The sequence below is a fragment of the Daejeonella sp. JGW-45 genome, assembly GCF_029360805.1.
GTDB lineage: Bacteria > Bacteroidota > Bacteroidia > Sphingobacteriales > Sphingobacteriaceae > Daejeonella.
In genome coordinates this window covers 280799-304395 of the sequence record NZ_JARKNC010000002.1, presented here as the reverse complement: position 1 = coordinate 304395, position 23597 = coordinate 280799, and the positions used below count along the sequence as shown (strand labels likewise).

Here is a 23597-nt window from a genome sequence, read left to right as displayed (position 1 = left end):
GGACAATATCGGCAGAATTTAGTTTGTTACTGCGCGGCAACGGTAAAAAAACATCCTCTTTCTCAGGAACTCTTTGCATTGCTGGTTTTTCAAGCAGAAGCTCTTGTGAAGTAAAAACACCTCTGCAACAAACTTGTTTCGCAAATTAATTAAAAGGCAAAGGATTTTTTTAGGGTATTCCTAACTAGTTAAAGTTCACTAGTTTGAAAAATCAAAAAAGATACAAACAAGTTGTATATTATTTGAATACAATCGCATTTGCAACACTTTTGTTACATTATTGTTACATATCAAATACATGCATTTCGGGCAAAAACAGGTAATCTTGCGCATTAATACCCCAGCCTATGCGGGTAGATAACCAATTAATTAATTAAAACATATTCAAATGAAAAGAAAATTACTAGCTTTCTTATTGCTAGGGCTATTCGCAATTACAAGTGCAATGGCTCAGAATAAGACTATCACTGGTAGAGTAGTAGGAGCTGATGACGGTTTGCCTCTACCCGGTGTGTCCGTGCGCGTTAAGGGCGGAACTGCCGGCACTACCACGGGGGCAGACGGGAATTTCTCGCTCAATGCTCCTGGGAATGCTTCAGTGTTATCGTTTACCTATATAGGTTTCGTAGCTCAGGAAGTAACTATCGGGGCTAACAACAGGGTAGATGTTCGCCTGGTAACTGATGCTAAGCAGCTTTCAGAGGTTGTTGTAGTTGGTTACGGTGCTCAGAGCCGGGCTTTAAGTACGCAATCTGTTTCTACGGTAAACTCTGAATCCTTTAAGAACCAGGTAGTAGTAAGTCCTCAGCAAGTTCTTCAGGGACAGGCTGCCGGTGTTAACATGGTAAATTCATCAGGTATCCTTGGTGCGTCTTCATTTATTACTATTCGTGGAGGTTCGTCATTAAGTGCAGGTGGACAGCCTTTATACGTTATCGACGGTGTGCCATTGAACACAGGTAACTATACTCAAGAGCAGGGAGCTCCAACCGGTGCCGGTCTTAACCCATTATTGAATATCAATGCGAATGACATTGAGAGTATGACTGTTCTTAAAGATGCAGCGGCTGTATCTATCTATGGCTCAAGGGGGTCAAATGGTGTAGTATTGATCAAAACTAAATCGGGAGCAAATAACTCTGCTACGAAGATCAACGTCGATTATTACACTGGTACTTCTAAGCCAACAGATATCTTAAAGTACATGACTGCAGATCAGTGGCGTAACTTCCGCAGGGAATACCTTACAGCCAACGGAACGGCTGTCCCTGCTTACCCTACAACAAGTTTTGACTGGGCTGACGCAGTTATTAGAACTGGTATTGTTAATAATTTCAACGCTAACGCTTCAGGTGGTGATGAGAAAACAAGATACTTTGTTGGTGGTACTTTCTCTGATGAATCAGGCTATACCCTGGGTAACGACCTTGAGCGTTTGTCAGGACGTTTCAACTTTAACCACAATATCAGCGATAAATTAAGATTTGGCGTTAACTACAATCTTGCGCGTGTTAATTCTGACCGTATAGGTGCTGAGAACAGTACTTATGCACCATTGACTGCTGCTTATCTTCAATTACCGTACGTTGTTCCCTACGATGCTGCTGGTAATTTTGTAAACACAGGTTTCGTACAAAACGTAATTGGTCTTGAAGAAACTGGTTTTAATAAACTTAACTCTGTTCGTAATACAGGTAATGCCTACGGTGAATTTGATATTACAAGCGGCTTAACATTCAAAACTGACTGGGGTATTGATAACGTTCTGTTCGATGAAAAATACCGTGAGGTTGATGTGTTCACACCGGGTGGTTATGGTTATATCTCAAGAAGAGGTGATAATAAATGGTTAACTCAGAATACCCTGAGCTACAATAAGATCTTCGGACAAAAACATTCATTCAGCGGATTGTTAGGTTATTCTTTTGAAAAAGCCAGATATACAAGCGGCTTATTTGAAGGACAAGGTTTTGCCAGTGATGATCTTCCAAATATTGGTTCTGCTTCGACTCCGCTGACCGCATCAGAGACTGCTCAGGAATGGGCTCTTGAATCTCAGTTCGCACGTTTAGGATATACTTATGATGACAAGTACCTTTTCGAAGGAACGGTAAGAAGAGATGGATCTTCACGTTTCGGACAGAATAACAAGTACGGTACATTCTACGCTTTATCAGGAGGCTGGATTTTGTCAAACGAGAGCTTCTTTAACAAGGATAGCAAATTTGCTCAATTCCTTAAGTTAACAGCAAGTTATGGTACTTCAGGAAATGATCAGATCGGTTACTACGATTACCTGGGTACATTTGCTGCCGGCGAGGCTTATAATGATGCTTCTGCGTCTATCCCTAGCCGTGTTGCTAACCCTAACTTAAGCTGGGAAGAAACTGCACAGTTTGACATCGGTTTAACAACAAGACTATTCAATGCTGTAGATCTTCAGGTTAATTTCTATAACAAAGAAACCTCAGGTCTATTGGCTAGTGTTCCTTACCCTTACACTACTGGTTTTGCTTCTGCAACCCAGAACGTAGGTGAGATGAGGAACAGGGGCTGGGAATTCACAATTGGCAGCCAGAATTTTAAAACCACAAACTTTAGCTGGAACACAAGTTTCAATATTGGGTTTAACAAGAACACTGTATTATCATTGCCTGAGAACAAGGATGAAAACGGCAGAAACTTCCTTCAAATAGGTTCAACCGCTCAAAGAGCTATTGTAGGTGAGTCAAGAAATACTTTCTATGTAATTAAATACAAAGGTATCAACCCTGCAACCGGAGATGCTGAATGGTTTAAAAAGGACGGAAGTGTAACTACAACTCCGGTTCAGGCCGACCGTGTGATCGTTGGTAAGGCTGATCCTGATTTCACCGGTGGTTTTACAAATACCTTCCGTTATAAGTCATTCGACCTTAGCGCGTTTTTTAACTTCGCTTATGGAAATAAAGTTCTTATTGACGGACTTCGTTTTACAGAAAACTTTGGAACAGGATCGTATAACAAAAGCACTGATCTGTTAAATTACTGGAAAGCAGCTGGCGACAATGCGTTTGCACCACGCCTGAACAGCCCAACACGTTTAACCTATCACCAATTATCAAGCAATCAGGTACAGGATGGTTCATATGCGAGACTTAAGACTGTCACTTTAGGTTACAACCTTCCTGAGTCTGTATTGGCTAAGTCAAAAGTGATCCGTTCTGCCAGAATCTATGCACTGGGACAAAATCTATTAACTATCCAAAACAAAGATTTCCGCGGACCAGATCCTGAGGTATCAGCAAATGGTGCAAATAACCTTGTAATGGGCGAAAGCTTCTTTGCACTTCCTCAAGCTAAGTCTTGGACGTTTGGTATTAACTTAGGGTTTTAAATAAAGAAATAATGAAACTAAAATATATTATAGCAATTACAGCGTTCGCATTTTCACTAAGTTCATGTGAAGATGAGTTAGCGCTAACTCCCGAACAGGATTTGACGGAGGAGGTAATTTTTAACAATGCTTCCACAGCGAAAAGTGCGGTCTTAGGACTGTATAGCACCGCTCAGACTCTTGAATTTCAAGGCTCTATGCCTCAACTTATCGAGGAGTACATGGGAGACAACGTTGAATTTGTGGGATCATTCCCGACTCTTCAGGAGTTAAGGGATTTTACTACGGTTTCTACCAATTCCAGCATCCGCGACCTTTGGTTAGTTCATTACCGTGTTGTTACTCGTTCAAATAAGATTATTGCAAAGATTGGAGCAGTTCCGGGATTGACTCAGGCTGAAAAAGACCAGTACGTGGGAGAAGCTAAGTTTATGCGCGCCCTGGCTTATTTGCAATTAACTAATCTCTTTGCTCAACCATTCCAGGTCAGCGGCGGAACCAATTTAGGTGTTCCGTTAGTTCTGGAAGATTTCACGGGAGAGATTACATATCCTTCAAGAGCTACTGTTAATGAGGTACATGCTCAGATCAAGAAAGACCTGACAGAAGCAGCGGCAGCATTGCCTCCAACTCATCCTGATGGTGTTGGTCGCGCTACTAAAGGTGCAGCAAACGCTTTGTTAGCAAGAATCGCATTGTACCGTGAAGAATGGGCAGATGCTATCACGGCGGCGCGTGCTGCAATAGCCGGTCCTTATGCACGTGCAACAGACTATACATTCTACGATAAGAATACCAGCGAAGATGTATTAGCTATCCAAAACTCTGCTGTAGACAATGGACGTACAGGTTCAGGCGGCTGGGCTTCATACTTTAGCCCGACTAACGTTAGCGGCCGTGGCGATGCGCCTTTCTCTGCAAGTTTGACTGCAGCCTACAACGCTGAGCCAGCTGACAAGCGTTTTGCTCTTAAGAGAACAGGTACTGCGGCAGATGGTTTATCACGTGTTTTCACAAACAAATTCCCTGATGCGGTTACCAATTCTGATAATTCTCCTACGATCAGAATTACAGAGGTTTATCTGATCCTGGCTGAGGCTCTGGCACAAACAAGTGCGTTGCCTAATGCAGAAGCAATTGGGATAGTAAATTACTTTAGAAACCGAGCTGGCCTGCTTCCTGTTGCTCCGTTAACTAAACAAGCAACTATCGATGCGGTTCTTCTTGAAAGAAGAAAAGAACTGGCATTCGAAGGCTTCAGAAGAATGGATATGCTTCGTTATAAGCAAAACCTTAGAGCAGGAAATCCATTAGCGGCTTTTGGTGGTCAGAAGACTATTCTTCCAATTCCACAGCGTGAGGCTGATAATAATAAAAATCTAGTTCCTAATCCTGGATTTTAATCCGGATATGCTACTGATAAAAAAAGTCCCGCAATTTGCGGGACTTTTTTATTGCCTTAATTTTTCTACAAAACAAATTCTTTTGAGAAACTGCTAATTACTTGTTTATTCAGCGGTTCAAAGAAAGGGATATGCAGTATTTCTATGCCGGATTTTATCCTGATAATATTCTCCGAGTCTTTATTCTCTTCACCGCAGATCACTAAAGCTCTTAATGAGATATTTCTCGATTTTAATAGCTCCAACGACAAAAGGGTGTGATTGATGCTGCCCAAATAATTTTGCGATACCAGCACAACCTCTGCATCCAGTTTCTGAATCAGGTCTACCATCAAATCCGTTTCATTTAGCGGAACCATTAATCCCCCGGCACCTTCAATAATAAGCCGGTTGTCGGTTTGAGGCAACACTATCGCATCCATGCTGATTGAAATATTATCTAAGGCAGCTGATTTATGAGGGGAAAAGGGTTGTGTTAAGCGATATGCCTCCGCGTGAAATAACGACTTGCCGTTGGAAACAAGTGCCCTTACCCGATCAGTATCTGTCAAGTCGAGATCTCCGGACTGCACCGGTTTCCAGTAGTCTGCCTGTAAGCTTTCCACTAACACGGCAGAAGTTACCGTTTTTCCTATACCAGTTCCGATTCCACTGACGAAGATTGGTTTGTGCTTCATAGGTTGCTATTAATAATCTCACAAAGGCTTGCGATTTCAGCCATAGCGTTATGATTGTGCAGGCAGATACGTAAGCGCTCCGAGCCGGCCGGTACAGTAGGAGTCAATATAGGCCGTACGTCGAAGCCGCTAGTTTGTATCAGTAGGGCCATATCCTTAACCCGTGAATTACCAGGCACCAGCAATGCTTGTATACCAGACCTGCTGGGTATAAGCCCGAGATCTTTTCTGATGTGCGAATGGAAAAGATCTATCCGTTTATAAAGTTCCGACTGGTGGTCATGTGCATTAAGGAAATCATAAGCGACCTTTACCCCTAAATGGTTTAAGAATGGCGCCGCTGTGGTATAAATAAAGGAGCGTGAAAAATTAATTAGATAGGTCCGGAGTTCTGCGCTGCCCAGGACGGCAGCGCCATGGACGCCCAGGGCTTTTCCAAATGTGACCACCCTTGCAAACACGCGGTCATTTAACCCGAGTTGATCGGTAATTCCCCGTCCGCGGTCTCCAAACATTCCCACTGCGTGGGCTTCATCCACAATAACCGCAGCACCAAATTTTTCAGCGAGGTCACAGATCCCCTTCAGGGGCGCCTCATCGCCATCCATCGAATAAACGCTTTCAACCGCGATAAAGATTCTGCCCCTGGATGCCCTTAATTTTTCTTCAAGACTGGTAAGGTCATTGTGCCGGAAGACAAAGCGTGTGGCGTGGCTCAGACGGACACCGTCAATGATAGAGGCGTGAATATATTCATCGCAAATGATGGTGTCACCCCGTTGAGGGATACAGGAAAAAAATCCCACATTGGCGTCGTAACCAGAGTTGAAAAGGAGGGAAGCTTCTGCGTGGTGGTATTGGGATATGCGGGCTTCGAGGCTTTCGGAAAACTGGCTATTACCGGTGATAAGCCGTGATCCTGAAGCACCGAGCTGGTACCCGGGGTATTTTTCTAATTCGTGTTTAAAGAGTTCTTTTAGCTCTGCCGATCTCGCAAAGCCCAGGTAGTCGTTTGAGCAGAAATCTATCAACCCGCTTTCGGTTCTCAATGAACGTAAGGAGTTGTCAATTTCACGCCGCTTCAGACTTTCTGCAATAAAATCATGAACCACCCTCATATTTTTTGCTAAAAATAAGAAAAGCGGCCTGAATGAGGCCGCTTTAATCAATAGTTCGGTGGAAATTATTTTACCCTGCTTCGAGGACCGCTATGGCGGGATTTCATTCTTTCACGTGATTGTTTTTTCATCTCATCATAAGACTTTTGCTGTTCCTCAGTCAGGATCTTAGCTAACTTCTTATCGCTTTCAGCCATTAGTGACCGTTGTTTCTCCATTTGAGCTTTACGGAATTCACGCTCAGACTTCATCGCCTTTTCCATCTTTTCAGCACGTTCCAGATTTAAAGCGTAAACTTTAGCTTTCTGATCTGCTGTTAAGCTTAATTTCTTTTCTAAAGCATCTGTCGCCATCTGTGCACGCTGCTCAGGGGTTCTTTCCTGACGCTCAAGCCTGGTGCGTTCCGGCCTTTGTCCATCTACATGCGGCCTTTCCGGTCGTTGTCCTTCTGTACGCGTTCTTTCAGGCTTATCCTGCGAATATCCTACTGTGATCAAACTGGCTACTAAAGCCGCTGTTACCATTAATCTTTTCATATCTATATTGGTTATTTATATGGATAGATAAGATTTCCGTCAGGAAGTTTAATAGCAATATGTTAAAATATGTTAATTGTTGTCCCTGTCAAGCTTAGAGATTGATTTCTGCATCTGCGAAACCATACTAGTTAATGTTTCAAGGGTGGGTTCGGGGGCAGGCTCAGGGAAATGCGTGCTTATAAATGCTTTGGCCTTCCAGATCTCGAGAACATCTTCTCCCGGTATTGAATAAGGCTCGTAAACGGGGTTATCTGAAATAAGCTTAAGAGCTTTATTCTCCTTAAACTTATTGCCTACGCGCTTATAAACAATTCCATCGTCTTTACTTATAACTATATAGGTATCACCGGGCTTGAGGTCATTCCAATTGTTTAAATACTCGCCGACTACAACTGTGCCTGACTGAAGGGGAAGCATAGAGTCACCTTTTATTTCAAAAGCCCGGTATGTGCCCTGGCGGAACATTGGCAGGTGGAACTTGGGAAGTTCGCTGATATATTCGGGATCGCCATAACCGTTGAGGTAACCCGCACTGGCCTTTACCGGAACAAGTTCAATGTTTTCCCTGTCCTGGCTGTCGACAGAGATGCTCAGAACCCGGATGTTTGCAGGATCACCCTTAGGTTTCGGTTTCCACTTATCGTCGATCCTGTCATTGATCAGTTCATCCATGGAAAGTTCATAAAATTCAGCGAATTTTTTTAGCAATTCGTATTTAGGCTCCGCCCGGTCTTCTTCGTATGCTCCCACAAGGGAACGCTTGATTTCAAGGGTATCTGCGAATTGCTGCTGTGTGAGCCCCTTTTTCTTTCTTAAGTACTTGAGGTTGGAAGAAATATTTGCCATTTCGAAAATAAATTTGGAATTACTAATATTGTTAGTAAATTTATGCTCATAAAATTAGCAATTAATTTCAAAACACACAATTTAATTTTAAATATATGCCGATCCTGACAAAACCATTAGCAAAAGCAAAGAAATACGTTTATTTAGTAACCGACCGCAATCGCAGCTGTCTGCATGTGGGAATGAGTACAGATCTTATGAAGACTATGGCATTCTATCGCCAGATGCCGAATTTATTTTTTGATGCCGGGCAGCAACTAACCCGCCTGGTTTATTTCGAGGAGTTATCTTCAGAGAATACCGCTGTACAGCGATTTAACCTGATCAGCAAATTTACCCGTGTCCAAAAGGATAGGATGATCAGATCTGTAAACCCCGATTGGATCGATCTGACTGTAGGGCTTGATTTTGAGCAGATACTTATATCGGGTATCCAGCCCGTGAAGCCTTTAATGCGGAATTTTTCCTGATCACTTTCGGATAAACTTTAATGCGGCAGAGTTCATACAATATCTCTTTCCGCCTTTATCCCTGGGACCGTCATTGAAAACATGGCCCAGATGAAGCCCGGTCTTTGCTTCAATAACTTCATCCCGGACCATGCCATGAGACTTATCAGTTATGATCGCAACAACCCGGGCGTTGATCGGCCTCGAGAAACTTGGCCAGCCTGTACCTGAATCGAACTTATCTTCTGAGCGGAATAGTGGTTCCCCTGTAGCAGCGCTGACATAAATGCCCTTTTCATGGTTGTTATGATATGCATTCCTGAATGCGTGCTCTGTACCTCTATTGACCATGACTTCAAAGGCTAGGGGACTTAGTATTTTCTTCCATTCGGCTTCTGATTTTTGAACAGGATATACCTTTCCTGTTTTCGGGTTTGGGATTTTCTTACCGGTTTGCGCATATATGGACATGGTTAAGAGTAATGCTGCCGTAAATATTGTTGCGATAGTCTTCATGATTTTTGACCCTTCTTCATTGAATTTACGAAATATACAGCTAACCGGTTTTATGCGATGCAGGTGCAGACAGCCGGAGCAGAAAGTTTCGGATTTGGATATGCACTCCATTCAGTTGTCGGGACGTGTTGCAGGCGAAGCGCTTAGTGTTTTTTCGTTTGCTTTATAGAGCTGTTTTACTGTTCTTCTGATTTTGAGTTTTAACTAAATTCTGCGCCGCAGAAATAGCATTTGGTTAAAAAAGCCGAATTGTCTTTTATCTATATAAATCGGGTTTTTATACTAAAATGAAAAACAGTGCAAAAAATAGGTTTTGTTTGTGACTTCTTTGCCTTTTCTTCGTCTCGAACCCCTTTTTTGCTAATGCCAGGGCAGTAATAGACAAAGAAAATACGAAGGAGAACACTAGAAAGGGGTTTGGAGGTGTTTTCGGAGCTTTGCAGTTTAGCTAAAAACGTATTAAATGTGAAATTCGGTGGACTATGCGGGAAGCATTTGGTTCATAGGAGTTAAAATCCGGCTCTCTAAGACGAGTTTGGACCGGTCGGGGATCTGTTGCATGTCTTGTTATAAATCGTCTAATAGGGGCATTCTTTTAACTGGTAATTCCGTTGATTTTCGAAAGCGAGAAGCATTTAAGTGTTTCCGATACTAAAACAAGCCCGTGATCCTGTTCATGTCTAATCTTTTTTGAACAGGTAAACAGAAGGCCTTAGTGTATTTTATTGATTCGGTTGCATAAAAAAAAGCGACCCCCGGGGCCGCTTTTCTGTTAAGTTCTTTTCGATTACCAACCCGGTGCAAATACCAGCCCGAATACGCCTGTATTAACGTCGCTTCTCTGGAATGGTATAGCGTAGTATGGTTCAAGTACGAAGTATCCGAAAACGTTTACCCGAAGTGATACACCGGCGCTCATTGCCGGAACACGCTCAGGATAGGCCCCCGCACCTGTGCCGATCATATTTGGTTCTTTACGAAAGGCGATTTTTGAATCGCTGTCGTAGGCAAGGCCCATGTCAAAGAACAGGTTAAGATCGGAGAATAAGAATTTAGATTCGATCTGTGCAAGTTTCGCCGGACCAGTAAATGGAAGACGGACCTCGAAATTTGCTACGGCTATGCGCGAGCCGACTAACTGGTTTATATCAAAGCCGTTGGTCGACGTTGACCCGTTTTTATAGAATGAATTGGCTTCATAGCCTCTGATCAGGTAGCCATATCCGGCGTACATCTGGTAAAGACGGTTCTCGTCACGGCCAAATCTGGAATAACTATACAGACGTGCTGCTAAAGTAATGGGCTTGAGACGTACGTATTTTCTGCCATCGGCTGTCAGGGCGCCTAGTTTGTAATCGCCCATATAGTTCTCAATCCCGAGGCGGTAGCGGAAACCATCCAGGGGCGAGGTTACTCCCGAAAATGAATTGTCTCCCACGAAGGCCGCATTAAGGGTGACAGTGGTAAAGGGATCAAAAGGAACCCCGTAAGTCTGTTCGGCTTCTTGCTTAGATAATTTTTCTTTATCAGACCCGATCGCATAACCTATAAAGCCATTGTTGTAATCGTAATAATTGCTGTAGCGATCTATGCGATAGCTATATCTGGAGATGCCGCTTCCCGCTTCAAAACGGTGATTCCGGGAAAAAGGATAGGAGCCGAAAACCGAAAACTGGTCTTCAAAAGTCCGTATGATATCGTAGCGTTCATTATAAGCCGTACCGTAACCCGGAAGGGTTTCCAGTCCTGCAGAAACCTGTCCGGATACATAAGGGATATGCGAAGCCACGACACCCCAATTGATCCTGCTCTCCTGATTAACATAGGCTACCTGCCCTCCAAAATCATAGATCTCGCCGTTAACTGCAGCCGTTGCATAGATCTGGTTCCTGCCGAGAATATCGCTGAATACACCCTGGATACCGCTGGACAAACCGGTTCCAAAGCGACCTACAGATGCACCCACGCCGTTGCTTGAAAGGTAGTCAAGTTTAAATTTAGGTTTATAGCCTATTGTTCTGATGGAGTCGTTTGGTATTCTCTCAAAGCGCTCAAAGTTATTCAGGTTTGCATTAATAATATTGACACCTACCGACTTCGCCGGAGGTAATAAAGCAGCATCAAAATTCAATGCGGTGGCATCTACGTTTACCGGGGTAAACTGTGAAGCCTTAGCGTTATAGATGGTATATTTCTGAGCCCTGTAATAAGAATAAACAACGTCATCATTATTTGACAAACTTAAAGCAGGAGAGTACTCGGTTATACCGCTTATACCTGTGAAATAGTTGGTTAGCTGCTGGATATCGCCGCCGGCAAGGGAATAGCGATACATATTTCTGAATCCGTCCCTGTTTGAAAGGAAATAGATGCTTTTATTATCAGATGAATATTGCGGGTTTAAATTATTAGCCCCGTCAAAAACCGGGAGATCGGTTACTTTTTTGCTGGCTATGTCGATAACAGCCAGGTTCATGGTGATGTCTACATTAACCGATGACCTGTCGAGCGTACTGCGGTCGCTGCTGAAAACTATTGATTTGCCATCTTTTGAATAACTTGGCTGATACTCAGAGTATTTATCATTAGTAAGCTGAGTAAGGATCTTCGAGCTAAGGTTATATTGATAAAGATCGCTCTGACCCTCCTTTAGTCCTGTGAAGGCTACATCAGTGCCATTCGGCGACCAGGTAATATTACTGAATTCCTCGACGGCACCCATACTCTCGGTCGATAGTGTTCTGCCCGTGGAGGTATCTACAATGATCAGCTTGGTTACTCCGGCACTGAATGCGCTAAAGGCAAATTTCCTGCTGTCGGGCGACCAGGCGCCAGCGGATTCAATAAAATTAAACTCATCAATATGAGAGTTTTTAGCTTTGCTTGTAAGCTTACGTACGATCTTTCCCGTTCGCGCATCAGCAAGGAACAGGTCGATGCTCAGGAGATCTTTTTCGGAAAGGAAGGCTACGTAATTTCCATCCGGAGAAATGGCGGGGGCAACGTTATAGCTTTCACCACCATTCTTTTCATTAATGATAAGTTTTCCCACAGGAACCTGTGAAGTATCTTTCAAATATGGTTTGTAGGAATTTTCAATACTCGTTTTCCAAAGGCTGGACAATGTTCTTTCATCATAACCGAAAGTACGTCTGATCGCCATTTCATAACCATACTTTGCGGTTTCTTTGAAGAAGGGTACGATTACCGTATCACCGTAAGTTGAACCTATATAAGACCAGAAAGCCTGTCCGTAGCGGTACGGGAAATATTTGTTAGACTCTGTAAGGTCTTTCAATGATGGAATGTCGTTGTTCAAAAAGGCATCACGCATCCACATGGCTGTATAGGCATCCTGTTTGCCGACAGAAAGATATTCGGCCATACCTTCAACCATCCACAAGGGGAGGTTGCCAATATTTTCAAGATTGGTTGAATCTCCTTCTATCAGGGAATGGTATTGAAAAGCGTGCACCAACTCGTGCCCTAAGACATGCCTTGTTTGATGATTCAGCTGAGAGATTGGCATAATAACCCGGTTTTTCATCCCCTCAGTAACCCCTCCTGTTCCCACACCTATCTCGCCATCGAGCGCAGTCGTTTGCTGAAAGTCGGGATGATTGGAATAAAGAATAAATGGATTCTTTTTAGAGAATGTATCCCGGAAAACCTGCTGATGCAGGTCATACCAAACCTCGGCTTCCTTCGCAAACCTCTTTACCAGGCTATCGTTTTTCAGATAATAGTAAAGCTCGAAGTGAGGTGTTTCATAAACCTTGAACTTAAGGTTCTTGTATCTTACTTTATTTTGTCCAAAGTATTGTGCCTGGGCATCGCTTGCCAGGCTGAAAAAAATAACCAAAAACAAAGACGAAACAAGCCAGAATAATGGTTTCTTCGGGACGTTAGTATTTTCTCTCATTATAAGTGCGGAATGTATTAACTAAACTACGTAAAATTTATGATTTCAGTTTTCACCACAAATGTTTTTTCTACTATAAGTTAATAATGAGATCAATTGTTTTGTTTGGCTTTATTTTCTCTTCTTTCCTCGCGTAATTGTTTCCTGGTCTTCTTTTCTTCGATGACTGGTTCGGTTTTTACCGGAGCCGGCGGACGGTTGGCAGGTTGTTGATTCGCCTTGTTTTCCTGGTCTTTTGGGGTATTGATATTAATTGGTTCCGGCAGGGGTAATACGGCGCTGTCAGTATTTAAATCAGGAACACTCAGAGAATCAAGGAACATACTGTCGACCGATAAAGTATCTGCCTGATACCGTGGCGTCGGGCACTGATATTCCCTTGATATTTTTACTGTCGATTTCGGGAAGGGCCCCAGTGTGATGCCCAGGGAGGGATCGCGGTATACCTTCTCCATAAATTTAGCGAAGATCGGCAGCGCTGTCCGCGAACCTTCGCCGGTTTCCGAGGTTTTAAAGTGTACGCTTCTTTCGTCACAGCCAACCCAGACACCGGTTACAAGGTCTTTGGTCACACCCATATACCAGCCGTCCACATAATCGGATGAAGTACCGGTTTTGCCACCGATCTGATTGTTTTTCTTCCAAAGATCCCATTCCCATAATGCCTGGGATGTTCCGCCTGGCTCTTCCATTCCTCCGCGTAACATGTAGAGCATCAGCCAGGCTATTTCCTCGCTAAGAGTTCTTTCCTGCTTCGCGCTAAATTCTTCGATCAGCCGTCCATCCTGGTCGGTGATCTTCTCAACCAAAATAGGGTCTGAGCGGACCCCTTTGTTTAAAAAGGTGCCATAGGCCCTCACCATCTCAAATACACTGACATCATTTGGCCCCAGACTGACCGATGGCACCGCTTTGAGGTCGCTCTCAATACCGCTCAGGTGCGCGTATTTTACTACGTTTTCTGCACCCACTTTTTCGGTGATCTGAGCTGTAATCGAATTCACCGATTTACCCATCGCCCATCGCAATGACATTTCCCTGCCTGAGAAATTCCAGTCAGCATTCTTTGGCTCCCAGTATTCGGTTTTTCCCTTATTCCCATACGGAATACTTACGGCTTTATCCACAAATTTATCACATGGAGTCATTCCAGACTCCAGGGCTGCCAGGTAGGCGAAAGGCTTAAATGTTGAACCAGCCTGTCTTTTCGCCTGATTTACATGGTCGTAATTGAAGTAATTATGATCGATCCCGCCAATCCAGACCTTGATGTGGCCATTAAAGGGGTCAAGGGTCATCATCCCCGTATTCAGGATCTTAGCATAGTATTTTATAGAATCTATCGTAGAAAATTCGACATCTTTCTCGCCGCCCCAGTTAAAGACAGTCATTTTTTTAGGCTTATTCAGGTAGAAGTCAATCGAATCCTGGTTTGCCGGATATTTTTTCTTTAAAGCCTGGTAGTAGGGAAGTCTCTGGGCAGCTTTCTGCGGAAAATCAAGTATCTCCTTCCCATCCGATGTTCGCCATGGATTCTCATTTCCCCAGGCATTTTCAAGCCTCTTTTGCAGGATCTTCATCTGGCTGTTAACGGCTTCTTCCGCATACTGTTGCATCCTTGAATCTATGGTTGTATAGATCTTAAGACCGTCGGTATACAGGTCGTAATCGTTTTCCTCACACCATTTCTCGAGATAGCGGGATACGGCAGAGCGCAGGTACGAACCGCCGTCACTTCCTTTGTCAAATTTTCCCTCTTTTAACTTGAGCGGCCTCTGGCTGTACTTCTTAAACTCTGCCGGAGTCAGGTATTCATACTTTTCCATCTGGGAAAGCACTGTGTTTCGCCTTTCGACTGATTTTTCGGGATTCCTGAAAGGATTGTAAGTGGTTGTTGCTTTGAGCATCCCCACAAGCAAAGCCGCTTCTTCCACATTCAGGTTATTCGCATCTTTATCAAAATAGGTCTTCGCGGCAGTCTTTATGCCGAAAGTATTGCTGCTGAAGGGAACCGTATTCAGGTAAAGAGTCAGGATCTCATTTTTCGTATAATGGCTTTCAAGTTTATAAGCCGTCATCCACTCTTTCAACTTATAGACCAGCGTCCTGACGAGAGGTATGTATTTTACCGCTCCCTGGGATTTCTTGTTCCGGGTACTGTAAAGATTTTTAGCTAACTGTTGGGTAATCGTACTGGCCCCGCGTCTATCACCCGTCGCGGTAGAGATCATGCTTGAAATGAACGATCTGAAATCCACTCCGCCATGCTGGTAAAAGCGAATGTCCTCGGTTGCTATAAGTGCATCGATCACTGCCGGTGAGATACGGTCATATTCTACGGGCGTACGGTTTTCTGTAAAATATTTTCCAATCAATTTACCGTCTGAAGTGTATAGTTCAGACACAATGTTCATACTTGGTGTCCTGATGTCCTTAACAGTCGGCGAGTAGCCAAAGAGCCAGAGGAAGTTTAATTCAAGCGCACAAAAAAATAAGATAATGAAGTATAAAGTTATGACAGAGTAGCGAAGCGGCTTATTTTTTATTCTTCTGAACATGCGGTAAAGATGAGGAAAACGTAAGTAATATCTGCAAAATTATGGATTTTTAGAATTTCATGGATTTAACGTAATCCCGCCTGAAAAATTTTTAAATTGCCTTTCACTCTAATGTTTTCATTATGAAAGACGAGATAGAACTATTTAAAGTTGTTAATCCGAAAGAGTTCAGGATAGCAGATTTCGATCCCGGGTTTACCGGAAAGTACAAGAAGGACGATGCAGAGGCTATTCTGAATGAGCTCAGGGGGGAGATGAGCGAGCTGCAGGAAAAACTGTATGCCGCCAACAAATATTCAGTGCTTATCATTTTTCAGGCCATGGATGCTGCGGGCAAGGACAGCGCGATCAAACATACTATGAGCGGTCTGAACCCACAGGGCTGCCAGGTGTTCAGCTTTAAGCAGCCCAGCGCCGAAGAACTCGATCATGATTTTTTATGGAGACATGCCAAAGCCTTACCAGAGAGGGGCAGGATAGGTATTCATAATCGGTCGCATTACGAGAATGTTATTGTCTGCAAAGTGCACCCGGAATATATCCTGAATGAGAATATCGCTTCGGTTGATTCGGTAGAAAACATCGATAGTAAATTCTGGGATGCGCGGTATGAAAGCATACGAAGCTTCGAGAAGCACATCCATGACAATGGAACGGTGATCATAAAGTTCTTCCTGAATGTGTCAAAGGAAGAGCAGAAGGAACGCTTTCTTGAGCGCATCGATGATAGCGCTAAGTATTGGAAATTTTCATCAGGAGATATCGAGGAGCGAAAAAAGTGGAACGACTATATGGATGTATACGAGCAGGCAATAAAGGAAACTTCCGTTGAACAGGCGCCCTGGTACGTCATCCCGGCTGATAAAAAGTGGTTTACCCGGATAGCGGTCTCAAAAGTTATTATCAACACCCTCAAGGAATTAAAGCTCTCAGTTCCGGAACTATCTGATGAGGAAAAAGGAATGCTGGACAAATGCAGGACGGAGTTGATGAACGAGAAATAGAAATACAAACCGAACCCGCAGATAGTATTTATTCGCTGCAGATCTTAAAGCCATCTGCATCTTTAAGGAAAGGATGATGAGTGCGGGCATTCTCCACCTCTTCTTTATTAATACTGAACGTATATAAATCCTCGTCGTTTGGTTTATAATACACCACTTTCCCGTTAGGATCTATGCACATCGAATCCCCCGAATGGTAAACTTCATTACCATCATGGCCAACGCGGTTAACTGCAATGACAAAAGCCTGATTTTCGACAGCCCTCGCGGGGATCAGGGTGCGCCAGTGTAAGGAACGCTTCTCCGGCCAGTTGGCCACCACCAGAAGGATATCATATTCTTCGTTTTTATTTCTCAGCCAAACGGGGAAACGAAGATCGTAGCAGATTACCGGACAGATCTTCCATCCATTCAGCTCAACGAAAAGCTTTTTATTCCCGCCTGTATAATGCTGGTCTTCATCGCCCAGACCAAATAAATGCCGCTTATCATACCATTCATGAGAGCCGTCAGGACGCATCCATATAAGCCGGTTATAATATTTACCATCTTCTTTAATGATGAGGCTGCCGGTAACTACGCTGTTGAATTTTTTGGCCTGTTCCAGCATCCATTTCATAGACCTGCCGCCCATATCTTCTGCAAGTTTTTCCGGGTTCATAGAAAATCCTGTGTTGAACATTTCAGGCAAAACGATAAGGTCCGTCTTTTCACGTATCGACGATAGCCGCAATCCCAGGTTTTGAAGGTTCTTCTCAATATTCTCCCAGAACAGGTAGGCCTGGAAGGTAGTTACTTTAAGTGTATTCATTTTTGATACTCATACGGTTAAATAAGGCAAAGGTTTCTATTATACCCCGGATAATCTATCAACGGCTTTTTCGAGGGTTTCTTGCTTTTTCGCAAAACAAAACCTCAGAACACGGTGATCGGTGCCATTGCCGTAAAATGCCGATACAGGTATACTGGCAACGCCGAATTCTGTTATAAGCCGTTTAGCCAGATCTGTGTCCTTCTCGTCGCTGATGCGGGTGTACTGAACCGATTGAAAGTATGAGCCAAAGCAGGGCAGAAGGTCAAATCTGGTATCTTTCAGCAAGTTAGAGAAAAAATCTTTCTTAACCTGAAAGAAATTATTCAACCCGGAATAGTTTTCTGCATTTCCCAGGAAATCTGCAATTGCATATTGGACGGGGGTATTAACGCTGAAAACCAGGAACTGGTGCACCTTACGGAATTCGGTCATAAGCCATTCAGGAGCCAGGCAGTATCCCACCTTCCAGCCGGTTGTATGGAACAGTTTGCCAAAAGATACCGTAATAAAACTCCTTTCTTTTAACCCGGGATAGCGGGAAACGCTTAAATGCTGCTTTCCGTCGTATATGAGATGCTCGTAAACCTCATCGCTGAGGATCAGGATCTCAGTATTCTTTATAAGAGAGAGCAGCTCCTGCATATCTTCGTCGCTCAGTGTGATCCCCGTAGGGTTGTTAGGCGAATTGATCATGATCATCCTGGTCCTGGGGCTCAGAAGATCCTTTACTTCATTCCAGTTTATTGCGTAATGCGGCGGACTTAGTTCGACCGGCTTAACAACTCCGCCAAGAAGTGTAACAGTGGGAGCGTATGAATCATAGGCAGGCTCGAAAATGATCACTTCATCACCGGGCCTGATCACACAGGCCAGGGCTGTAAAGATCGCCTGGGTGCCCCCGGCTGTAATAGTGATCTCGGTATCGGGGTTATAGTCTGACTGGTGCAGCAGCAGCTGCTTTTCTGCAATCCGCTCTCGAAGCTTCATTAACCCGGCCATTGGGGCATATTGATTATATCCTTCCTTCATATACTTATCCACCAGGCCGATTAGCTCGGGCGGGGAATCGTAGTCAGGAAAACCTTGCGAGAGATTTATAGCGCTATATTGAACTGCCAGTTGGGACATGACGGTGAAAATGGTTGTCCCAACCTTGGGTAACTTTGATTTTAACAACATAATGCCACTAAAATAGGTATTTTTGCGTCGTTTCACTCACAATGACAGTGAAGGCGCGCTGTCAGTATAAGGGAATAAAGCAAAGGATTAGCAGGGATGACCCGGTTGCAGGATTCATTTTATTTGCTAATTTCATCCTCTCTAAGCCAACGAAATGACCTTCAAAACCAAAGAAAGCCGCTTACTGCTAGTCCTGGGATCTTTTTTTGTAGCAAATGCTATTTTGGCTGAATTTATTGGTGTTAAGATCTTTACGGTAGAAGGCTCGCTGGGGATCCCCAAATTTGACATCAATATGTTTGGTGTAAGGGACCTCTCATTCAATATGTCGGCCGGCGTGGTAACCTGGCCTATTATCTTCATTATGACCGATATCATTAACGAATATTTCGGTATAAAGCAGGTTCGTTTCCTTTCTATACTGGCGGCGATATTAATTTCCTATGCCTTTTTAGTGGTTGGCTTCGCTATGGGGCTGGTACCGTCCGATTTCTGGATCACCCAAACCGTGGATGGACAGTCGCTAAATATGAACGCAGCCTTTAACGGCATTTTTGGCCAGGGCATGTGGATCATTGCTGGTTCCATCGTGGCATTTCTGATCGGTCAAATGGCCGATGTGATCATCTTTCACCGGATCAAAAAAAGCACAGGCGAGCGTCTGTTATGGCTGCGCGCTACAGGTTCCACCCTGGTGTCACAGTTTATTGACAGCTTTGTAGTCATCTTTATCGCGTTTTACATTAATCCCCAGTATAATTGGAGCTGGCAGATGGTGGCAGCAATTGGCCTGGTCAACTATACTTATAAGTTTGTTGTTGCCATTGTGATGACTCCCTTATTATATGGAGTTCATAAAATTATAGACGGCTACCTGGGTAAGGGCTTGTCGGCAAAGCTCGTTGCTGAAGCGGGCAGGTAAGGTCCACTGTCAATTTGTTAGGGAATTTCTGGTTGACGTAGGTTGAATAATTTTCTATAAACATGCGACCCCGTCCGAACGGTGTTCATCCGGGCGGGCGCCTTCGGGGTCGGACAAACGCGCTGAATTTATCTATACACATGCGACTCCTTCGGAGTCGGGAACGCATGGAATAATTTCTATAAACATGCGACCCCGTCCGAGCGGTGTTCATCCGGGCGGGCACCTTCGGGGTCGAAACAAGATCATGACATCCACCTATAAACATGCGACCGCCTTCGGGGTCGGACAAACGCGCTGAATTTATCTATACACATGCGACTCCTTCGGAGTCGGGAACGCATGGAATAATTTCTATAAACATGCGACCCCGTCCGAGCGGTGTTCATCCGGGCGGGCACCTTCGGGGTCGAAACAAGATCATGACATCCACCTATAAACATGCGACCTCCTTCGGGGTCGGGAAACGCGTTGAATAATTTCTATAAACATGCGACCGCCTTCGGGGTCGGACAAACGCACGAAATTCATCTATACACATGCGACTCCTTCGGAGTCGGCGAATTTTGTCTTAAGATGTTGCATTCAACAAGCAGAAGGACATAGAAAATCCTTAACTTAATGGCATCCCGGGCGAACATAAAAACCCTATTAATTTAAATCACGATCCATGAAGCGCAATTATCTTGCAGCCCTAACCGCAACCCTTTTAATAAGCGGCTCTTGTTTTTATTCTGAACCATCATCCGCACAGGAAACGCTGTGGAAAGAACAAACTCCCTGGGAGGGGGTTCCCGAACCCTATCAGAAATGGAAATTCCCTGATTTTAACTTTCCATCCAGCTTAGCGGCCTGGACCAGCGAGCGCAAGAACGTTGAAAGCACCCTGGTGAAGTTGCTGGGCGATATTCCGGCACGGCCGCGGAACCTGAAAGTAGAAACGGTCTTTAAAAAGCAGATGAACGGTTACACGATCGAAAAATTACTCATCGATAATGGTGTCGACAGCCGGATACCCGCTTACCTGGCCATACCTACGAATGTCAGGGGGAAAGTACCGGTCATCCTGAGTATGCATGGGCATGGCAGCAGCAAAGACAATATTTTCGGTTCCAGTTCAACCACTGCTCAGGATGTGCTTGCGCTGCTCATTTCCAAGGGATATGCAGTTATGGCTATTGACAGCTATTTTAATGGCGAACGACGCGGTACAGGTCCGGCGGGTGAGCGCGAGACCCAGGCCCGGGGAGCAGACCAGGAGAACTCTCTTTTCAAGATGAATCTTTGGTTTGGGCGTTCTTTATGGGGCATGCAGCTTCGGGACGAGCAGATCGCCCTGGATTACCTGAATACGCGCCAGGAGATCGACTCTGAACGGATAGGAGCGCAAGGTATGAGTATGGGAAGTACCCGTGCATGGTGGCTGGCGGCAATCGATAAACGCGTTAAGGCCGTTGTAGGGGTGGCCTGTTTTACGCGGTACGAAGAGCTCATAGCCCAGCGCGAATTAAAGGCCCATGGGATCTATTATTTTGTGCCGGGCATGCTTAAGCATTTCGATACTGAAGCCGTAATGGGACTTCTGGCACCGCGGCCCTTTCTGGCCCTTACCGGCGACAGTGATGCAGGCTCACCCCTTAGCGGGATGAGGACCCTGGAGAAAAAGCTGGGCCAGGTTTATTCGCTTTACAAGGAGCAGGATAAATTCCGGAGTATTATTTATCCCAACACCGGCCACGTGTATACCGATGATATGAAGATCGAAATGGTAGAATGGTTCGGGAAGTACCTGTAATTACCGGATCCGGCGGGAACAGATTACTTCCCGATCTTGATCAGCTCGACTTCAAATATCAATGTACTGTAAGGCGTGATATCAGGGCCGGCAGCTCTGTCCCCGTAAGCCAGGGCGTAGGGTATAAAGAAGCGGTACTTTGAGCCGACAGGCATCTGCTGTAAACCTTCCGTCCAGCCGGGAATAACCTGATTCAGTACAAAGGTGGCAGGCTCGCCACGGTCGTAAGAGCTGTCGAACTGTTTGCCGTTCAGCAGGGTGCCTTTGTAATTCACCGTTACCTCGTCTGTAGCCTTTGGCTTTTCGCCAGTGCCAGCGGTCAAGACCTCATATTGCAGGCCGCTGGCAAGGGTAACTATCCCCGGCTTCTTAGAATTGTCGCTCAAGAACTTAGCTCCATCGCTGATAGTTCCTTCATATTTCTTTTTTTCTATAGATCCCAGGAAAGCCATAATGAGTTCCTGTGATTTCTCAGGGCTTATCATAGTGGCTTTTCCCTCGAAGGTATCGCTCATCGCCTTAGCTAACAGCGAGTAGTTCAAGGCGGTAACACCCCGTGACTTGATGTCGCCCGCGATGCTTAAGCCGAATGCGTAGCTGGCCGAATCTACCTGCGTTTTCATCGAAGGTGCGGTAACAGGCTTCGGATGTGCAGCAGCGGCTGGTTTAGCTTGCGTGCTCGCGGGCTTCTTAACCGCAGTTGCGGGCTTGGTCTGCGCGTTTGCATAGGTATAACTTGCAGTCAGGGCAAGCATTATCAGGATCCTTTTCATAGCTCTATATTTAATGAGGGCGCTAATATAGAAAGCTAAATTAAATAAGAACTACGGCAGGCTGTTTTTTGTTTCGCGAATAAACCTTAATTTGGAATATGGAAGATAACTATATAGCCTCCCGGTTCCGGTACTGATCTCACTCACCGGTTCTACCGCATGCAGAAATTAAACCTATGCTAAAACGCCACCTTGCCTTTACGCTCATCTTCCTGATCATTGCCAGTGCCAATATTTTTGCGGAGTTCGATTTTGTACCCGGCTTGAAGCTGTTCGCAAAACCGCTGATCTGTATATCCCTGGCCACTTACCTGGTAATGAAAGCGAACATGAATGCGGGTTTCAACCGCCTGGTGTTTGCTGCCTTGGTTTTCTGTTTTCTTGGAGATTGTTTCCTGCTTTTTGCCGGTAAAGCCAGCCATTTCTTTATTATAGGCCTGCTCTCATTTTTAACCGCTCACATACTGTACTCGCTTGCTTTTGTCCGCGATTTTAAGAATAACCCGGAGGCACCCAAAACTTACGGCCACCTTATGCTATTCCTGATGGGTGTATTTTCAATGAGTTATTATTCCTGGATTCGTGATTATCTCAACGAGCTGCGGATCCCCGTGATGGCGTATATGTTTGTCATTTCCATCATGGCAATCCTTGCGGGCTACAGGTACAGGCGCGTAAACCTGCTAAGCTTCAGGCTGATCTTTTTGGGGGCGATATTTTTTATAGCATCAGATTCATTGCTGGCTTATAACAAGTTTGTCGAACCATTTCCCCTGTCCGGAGTAGCGGTTGTGGGCACCTATATGCTGGCACAGTACCTGATCATCATGGGGGTTGCGGAGCGGGTTGTGGTTACACCCCGGCAAAACGCGAAATGAGGCTGGAATCTAAGGTTAGCTGGTCTATTTAAACGTATTCACTACATCTTCAACCTTTTCGAGTATACCCGGCTTGTGATCGTAGGTTTTGTACTCTTCGCCTTCGATGTAATGTTTGAAATTGGTCACATCGCTGCGCACCATTTTCTCGAATAATCCGTTTAACAGGCGGGCAATGCCCTGACCCAGGCTCCCTGCAGGGGGGAAATAGCTGATGTCTACAGTTAGTTCCGTACCTGAGCCATTAAGCGCATCATGGAACGTGACTTTCCCGGCGTTCTCTACCATCGATCCTTCAACAGATTGCCAGCCGATATAGTTATTTTCATCCTCGCGGGTGATCTCGGCGTTCCAGTTCAGCTTTAGTATCTCGCCCGGGAGGTTGGCACGCCAGTGCGAGCGGGTGCGGTCGTGCTCGTCGACCGAAGCCAGGTGTTTCATAAATCGTGGAAGGTTCTCCAGTTTTCGCCAGAAAGCATAGACCTCTGTCCGCGGCCGGTCTACAATAAAACTTTCCGTAATGTTAATTGCCCCAGGGTCTGTACCATCTTTATCCAGAACGGCATATACCGGGCAAAATCCGGTAGCCGCACGGTATAACATCAGCCCGCCGGCCGCTGCTTCCTGTAAGGCCAGAAAGGGATGCTTCCTTATCTGCTTAAGACCTTGGTATGTGAGGAATACTCCTCCCAGAACAGATAAAACCCGTTCGGCAAGGTCGACATTTGGATGCTGTGATTGAATTGAAGAAAAATCTACCTTCTCCTTCAACTTACCGGTTATTTCTTCTAAAATCATAATCGCGTTTTTGCTTATTAACAGTAAGCC

General features: G+C 44.8%; 18 protein-coding genes. 7 read left to right on the top strand and 11 right to left on the bottom strand.

Annotated features, from left to right (window positions below; all coding sequences use genetic code 11):
- The first annotated feature begins 388 nt into the window (after positions 1 to 388).
- Together P2W76_RS04465 and P2W76_RS04460 are read left to right on the top strand one after the other, a co-directional pair.
- The gene (locus P2W76_RS04465) at positions 389 to 3376 is read left to right on the top strand and encodes a TonB-dependent receptor (RefSeq protein ID WP_276346323.1); all 2988 of its coding nucleotides are present in this window, start codon (positions 389 to 391) and stop codon (positions 3374 to 3376) included.
- 11 nt (positions 3377 to 3387) lie between these two features.
- Positions 3388 to 4779: a RagB/SusD family nutrient uptake outer membrane protein gene (locus P2W76_RS04460; RefSeq protein WP_276346322.1), complete on the top strand. Its 1392-nt coding sequence runs from the start codon at positions 3388 to 3390 to the stop codon at positions 4777 to 4779.
- A gap of 65 nt (positions 4780 to 4844) precedes the next feature.
- Here P2W76_RS04460 and bioD read toward each other — a convergent pair whose 3' ends face one another.
- The 4 genes from bioD to P2W76_RS04440 form a co-directional block, all read right to left on the bottom strand.
- Entirely contained in the window at positions 4845 to 5456 is a 612-nt protein-coding gene (gene bioD / locus P2W76_RS04455; protein WP_276346321.1) for a dethiobiotin synthase, read from the bottom strand.
- A complete protein-coding gene (locus P2W76_RS04450) occupies positions 5453 to 6574 on the bottom strand; it encodes an 8-amino-7-oxononanoate synthase (RefSeq protein ID WP_276346320.1) in 1122 nt (373 codons plus the stop codon). The genes bioD and P2W76_RS04450 overlap by 4 nt, the downstream gene beginning before the upstream one ends.
- Positions 6575 to 6639: 65 nt before the next feature.
- A complete protein-coding gene (locus tag P2W76_RS04445) occupies positions 6640 to 7110 on the bottom strand; it encodes a hypothetical protein (RefSeq protein WP_276346319.1) in 471 nt (156 codons plus the stop codon).
- Positions 7111 to 7182: 72 nt separating this feature from the next.
- The gene (locus P2W76_RS04440; RefSeq protein ID WP_276346318.1) at positions 7183 to 7959 is read right to left on the bottom strand and encodes a helix-turn-helix domain-containing protein; all 777 of its coding nucleotides are present in this window, start codon (positions 7957 to 7959) and stop codon (positions 7183 to 7185) included.
- Between the two features lie 95 nt (positions 7960 to 8054).
- Between P2W76_RS04440 and P2W76_RS04435 the strand changes: the two genes are divergently transcribed.
- Positions 8055 to 8429, top strand: coding sequence for a GIY-YIG nuclease family protein (locus P2W76_RS04435; RefSeq protein ID WP_276346317.1), 375 nt, complete (start codon positions 8055 to 8057; stop codon positions 8427 to 8429).
- Here the strand turns inward: P2W76_RS04435 and msrB are convergent, their stop codons facing one another.
- The 3 genes from msrB to P2W76_RS04420 all read right to left on the bottom strand — a co-directional run bounded on the left by msrB (position 8430) and on the right by P2W76_RS04420 (position 15404).
- Entirely contained in the window at positions 8430 to 8924 is a 495-nt protein-coding gene (gene msrB / locus P2W76_RS04430) for a peptide-methionine (R)-S-oxide reductase MsrB (protein WP_276346316.1), read from the bottom strand.
- A 787-nt stretch (positions 8925 to 9711) separates the two neighbouring features.
- Positions 9712 to 12846, bottom strand: a complete 3135-nt coding sequence (locus P2W76_RS04425; protein ID WP_276346315.1) for a basic secretory protein-like protein — start codon at positions 12844 to 12846, stop codon at positions 9712 to 9714.
- 92 nt (positions 12847 to 12938) lie between these two features.
- A complete protein-coding gene (locus P2W76_RS04420; protein WP_276346314.1) occupies positions 12939 to 15404 on the bottom strand; it encodes a transglycosylase domain-containing protein in 2466 nt (821 codons plus the stop codon).
- A 122-nt stretch (positions 15405 to 15526) separates the two neighbouring features.
- Between P2W76_RS04420 and P2W76_RS04415 the strand changes: the two genes are divergently transcribed.
- Entirely contained in the window at positions 15527 to 16408 is an 882-nt protein-coding gene (locus tag P2W76_RS04415; protein ID WP_276346313.1) for a polyphosphate kinase 2 family protein, read from the top strand.
- A gap of 28 nt (positions 16409 to 16436) precedes the next feature.
- On the opposite strand, the gene P2W76_RS04410 is transcribed toward P2W76_RS04415, so the two are convergent.
- Positions 16437 to 17219, bottom strand: coding sequence for an amidohydrolase (locus tag P2W76_RS04410; RefSeq protein ID WP_276346312.1), 783 nt, complete (start codon positions 17217 to 17219; stop codon positions 16437 to 16439).
- A gap of 39 nt (positions 17220 to 17258) precedes the next feature.
- Positions 17259 to 18404, bottom strand: coding sequence for a methionine aminotransferase (locus tag P2W76_RS04405; protein ID WP_276346559.1), 1146 nt, complete (start codon positions 18402 to 18404; stop codon positions 17259 to 17261).
- Positions 18405 to 18555: 151 nt separating this feature from the next.
- Here P2W76_RS04405 and P2W76_RS04400 point away from each other — a divergent pair, with 151 nt between their 5' ends.
- Together P2W76_RS04400 and P2W76_RS04395 are read left to right on the top strand one after the other, a co-directional pair.
- Positions 18556 to 19323 (top strand): queuosine precursor transporter, encoded by a 768-nt coding sequence (locus tag P2W76_RS04400; protein ID WP_276346311.1) that lies wholly within the window; start codon positions 18556 to 18558, stop codon positions 19321 to 19323.
- Positions 19324 to 19993: 670 nt separating this feature from the next.
- The gene (locus tag P2W76_RS04395; protein WP_276346310.1) at positions 19994 to 21118 is read left to right on the top strand and encodes an alpha/beta hydrolase family protein; all 1125 of its coding nucleotides are present in this window, start codon (positions 19994 to 19996) and stop codon (positions 21116 to 21118) included.
- 23 nt (positions 21119 to 21141) lie between these two features.
- Here P2W76_RS04395 and P2W76_RS04390 read toward each other — a convergent pair whose 3' ends face one another.
- Positions 21142 to 21891 carry an FKBP-type peptidyl-prolyl cis-trans isomerase gene (locus P2W76_RS04390; RefSeq protein WP_276346309.1) on the bottom strand — a complete coding sequence of 250 codons (750 nt, stop codon included), beginning with the start codon at positions 21889 to 21891 and terminating at the stop codon, positions 21142 to 21144.
- Between the two features lie 176 nt (positions 21892 to 22067).
- Between P2W76_RS04390 and P2W76_RS04385 the strand changes: the two genes are divergently transcribed.
- Complete coding sequence (locus P2W76_RS04385; RefSeq protein ID WP_276346308.1) at positions 22068 to 22769, top strand: lysoplasmalogenase; 702 nt, start codon at positions 22068 to 22070, stop codon at positions 22767 to 22769.
- A 24-nt stretch (positions 22770 to 22793) separates the two neighbouring features.
- On the opposite strand, the gene P2W76_RS04380 is transcribed toward P2W76_RS04385, so the two are convergent.
- Positions 22794 to 23567 (bottom strand): SRPBCC family protein, encoded by a 774-nt coding sequence (locus P2W76_RS04380; protein ID WP_276346307.1) that lies wholly within the window; start codon positions 23565 to 23567, stop codon positions 22794 to 22796.
- Positions 23568 to 23597: the final 30 nt, after the last annotated feature.

Excerpts from the sequence above, each read along its gene's own strand:
- P2W76_RS04465 (WP_276346323.1), top strand. The coding sequence starts at position 389 with ATGAAAAGAAAATTACTAGCTTTCTTATTGCTAGGGCTATTCGCAATT.
- P2W76_RS04460 (WP_276346322.1), top strand. The coding sequence starts at position 3,388 with ATGAAACTAAAATATATTATAGCAATTACAGCGTTCGCATTTTCACTA.
- bioD (WP_276346321.1), bottom strand. The coding sequence starts at position 5,456 with ATGAAGCACAAACCAATCTTCGTCAGTGGAATCGGAACTGGTATAGGA.
- P2W76_RS04450 (WP_276346320.1), bottom strand. The coding sequence starts at position 6,574 with ATGAGGGTGGTTCATGATTTTATTGCAGAAAGTCTGAAGCGGCGTGAA.
- P2W76_RS04445 (WP_276346319.1), bottom strand. The coding sequence starts at position 7,110 with ATGAAAAGATTAATGGTAACAGCGGCTTTAGTAGCCAGTTTGATCACA.
- P2W76_RS04440 (WP_276346318.1), bottom strand. The coding sequence starts at position 7,959 with ATGGCAAATATTTCTTCCAACCTCAAGTACTTAAGAAAGAAAAAGGGG.
- P2W76_RS04435 (WP_276346317.1), top strand. The coding sequence starts at position 8,055 with ATGCCGATCCTGACAAAACCATTAGCAAAAGCAAAGAAATACGTTTAT.
- msrB (WP_276346316.1), bottom strand. The coding sequence starts at position 8,924 with ATGAAGACTATCGCAACAATATTTACGGCAGCATTACTCTTAACCATG.
- P2W76_RS04425 (WP_276346315.1), bottom strand. The coding sequence starts at position 12,846 with ATGAGAGAAAATACTAACGTCCCGAAGAAACCATTATTCTGGCTTGTT.
- P2W76_RS04420 (WP_276346314.1), bottom strand. The coding sequence starts at position 15,404 with ATGTTCAGAAGAATAAAAAATAAGCCGCTTCGCTACTCTGTCATAACT.
- P2W76_RS04415 (WP_276346313.1), top strand. The coding sequence starts at position 15,527 with ATGAAAGACGAGATAGAACTATTTAAAGTTGTTAATCCGAAAGAGTTC.
- P2W76_RS04410 (WP_276346312.1), bottom strand. The coding sequence starts at position 17,219 with ATGAATACACTTAAAGTAACTACCTTCCAGGCCTACCTGTTCTGGGAG.
- P2W76_RS04400 (WP_276346311.1), top strand. The coding sequence starts at position 18,556 with ATGACCTTCAAAACCAAAGAAAGCCGCTTACTGCTAGTCCTGGGATCT.
- P2W76_RS04395 (WP_276346310.1), top strand. The coding sequence starts at position 19,994 with ATGAAGCGCAATTATCTTGCAGCCCTAACCGCAACCCTTTTAATAAGC.
- P2W76_RS04390 (WP_276346309.1), bottom strand. The coding sequence starts at position 21,891 with ATGAAAAGGATCCTGATAATGCTTGCCCTGACTGCAAGTTATACCTAT.
- P2W76_RS04385 (WP_276346308.1), top strand. The coding sequence starts at position 22,068 with ATGCTAAAACGCCACCTTGCCTTTACGCTCATCTTCCTGATCATTGCC.
- P2W76_RS04380 (WP_276346307.1), bottom strand. The coding sequence starts at position 23,567 with ATGATTTTAGAAGAAATAACCGGTAAGTTGAAGGAGAAGGTAGATTTT.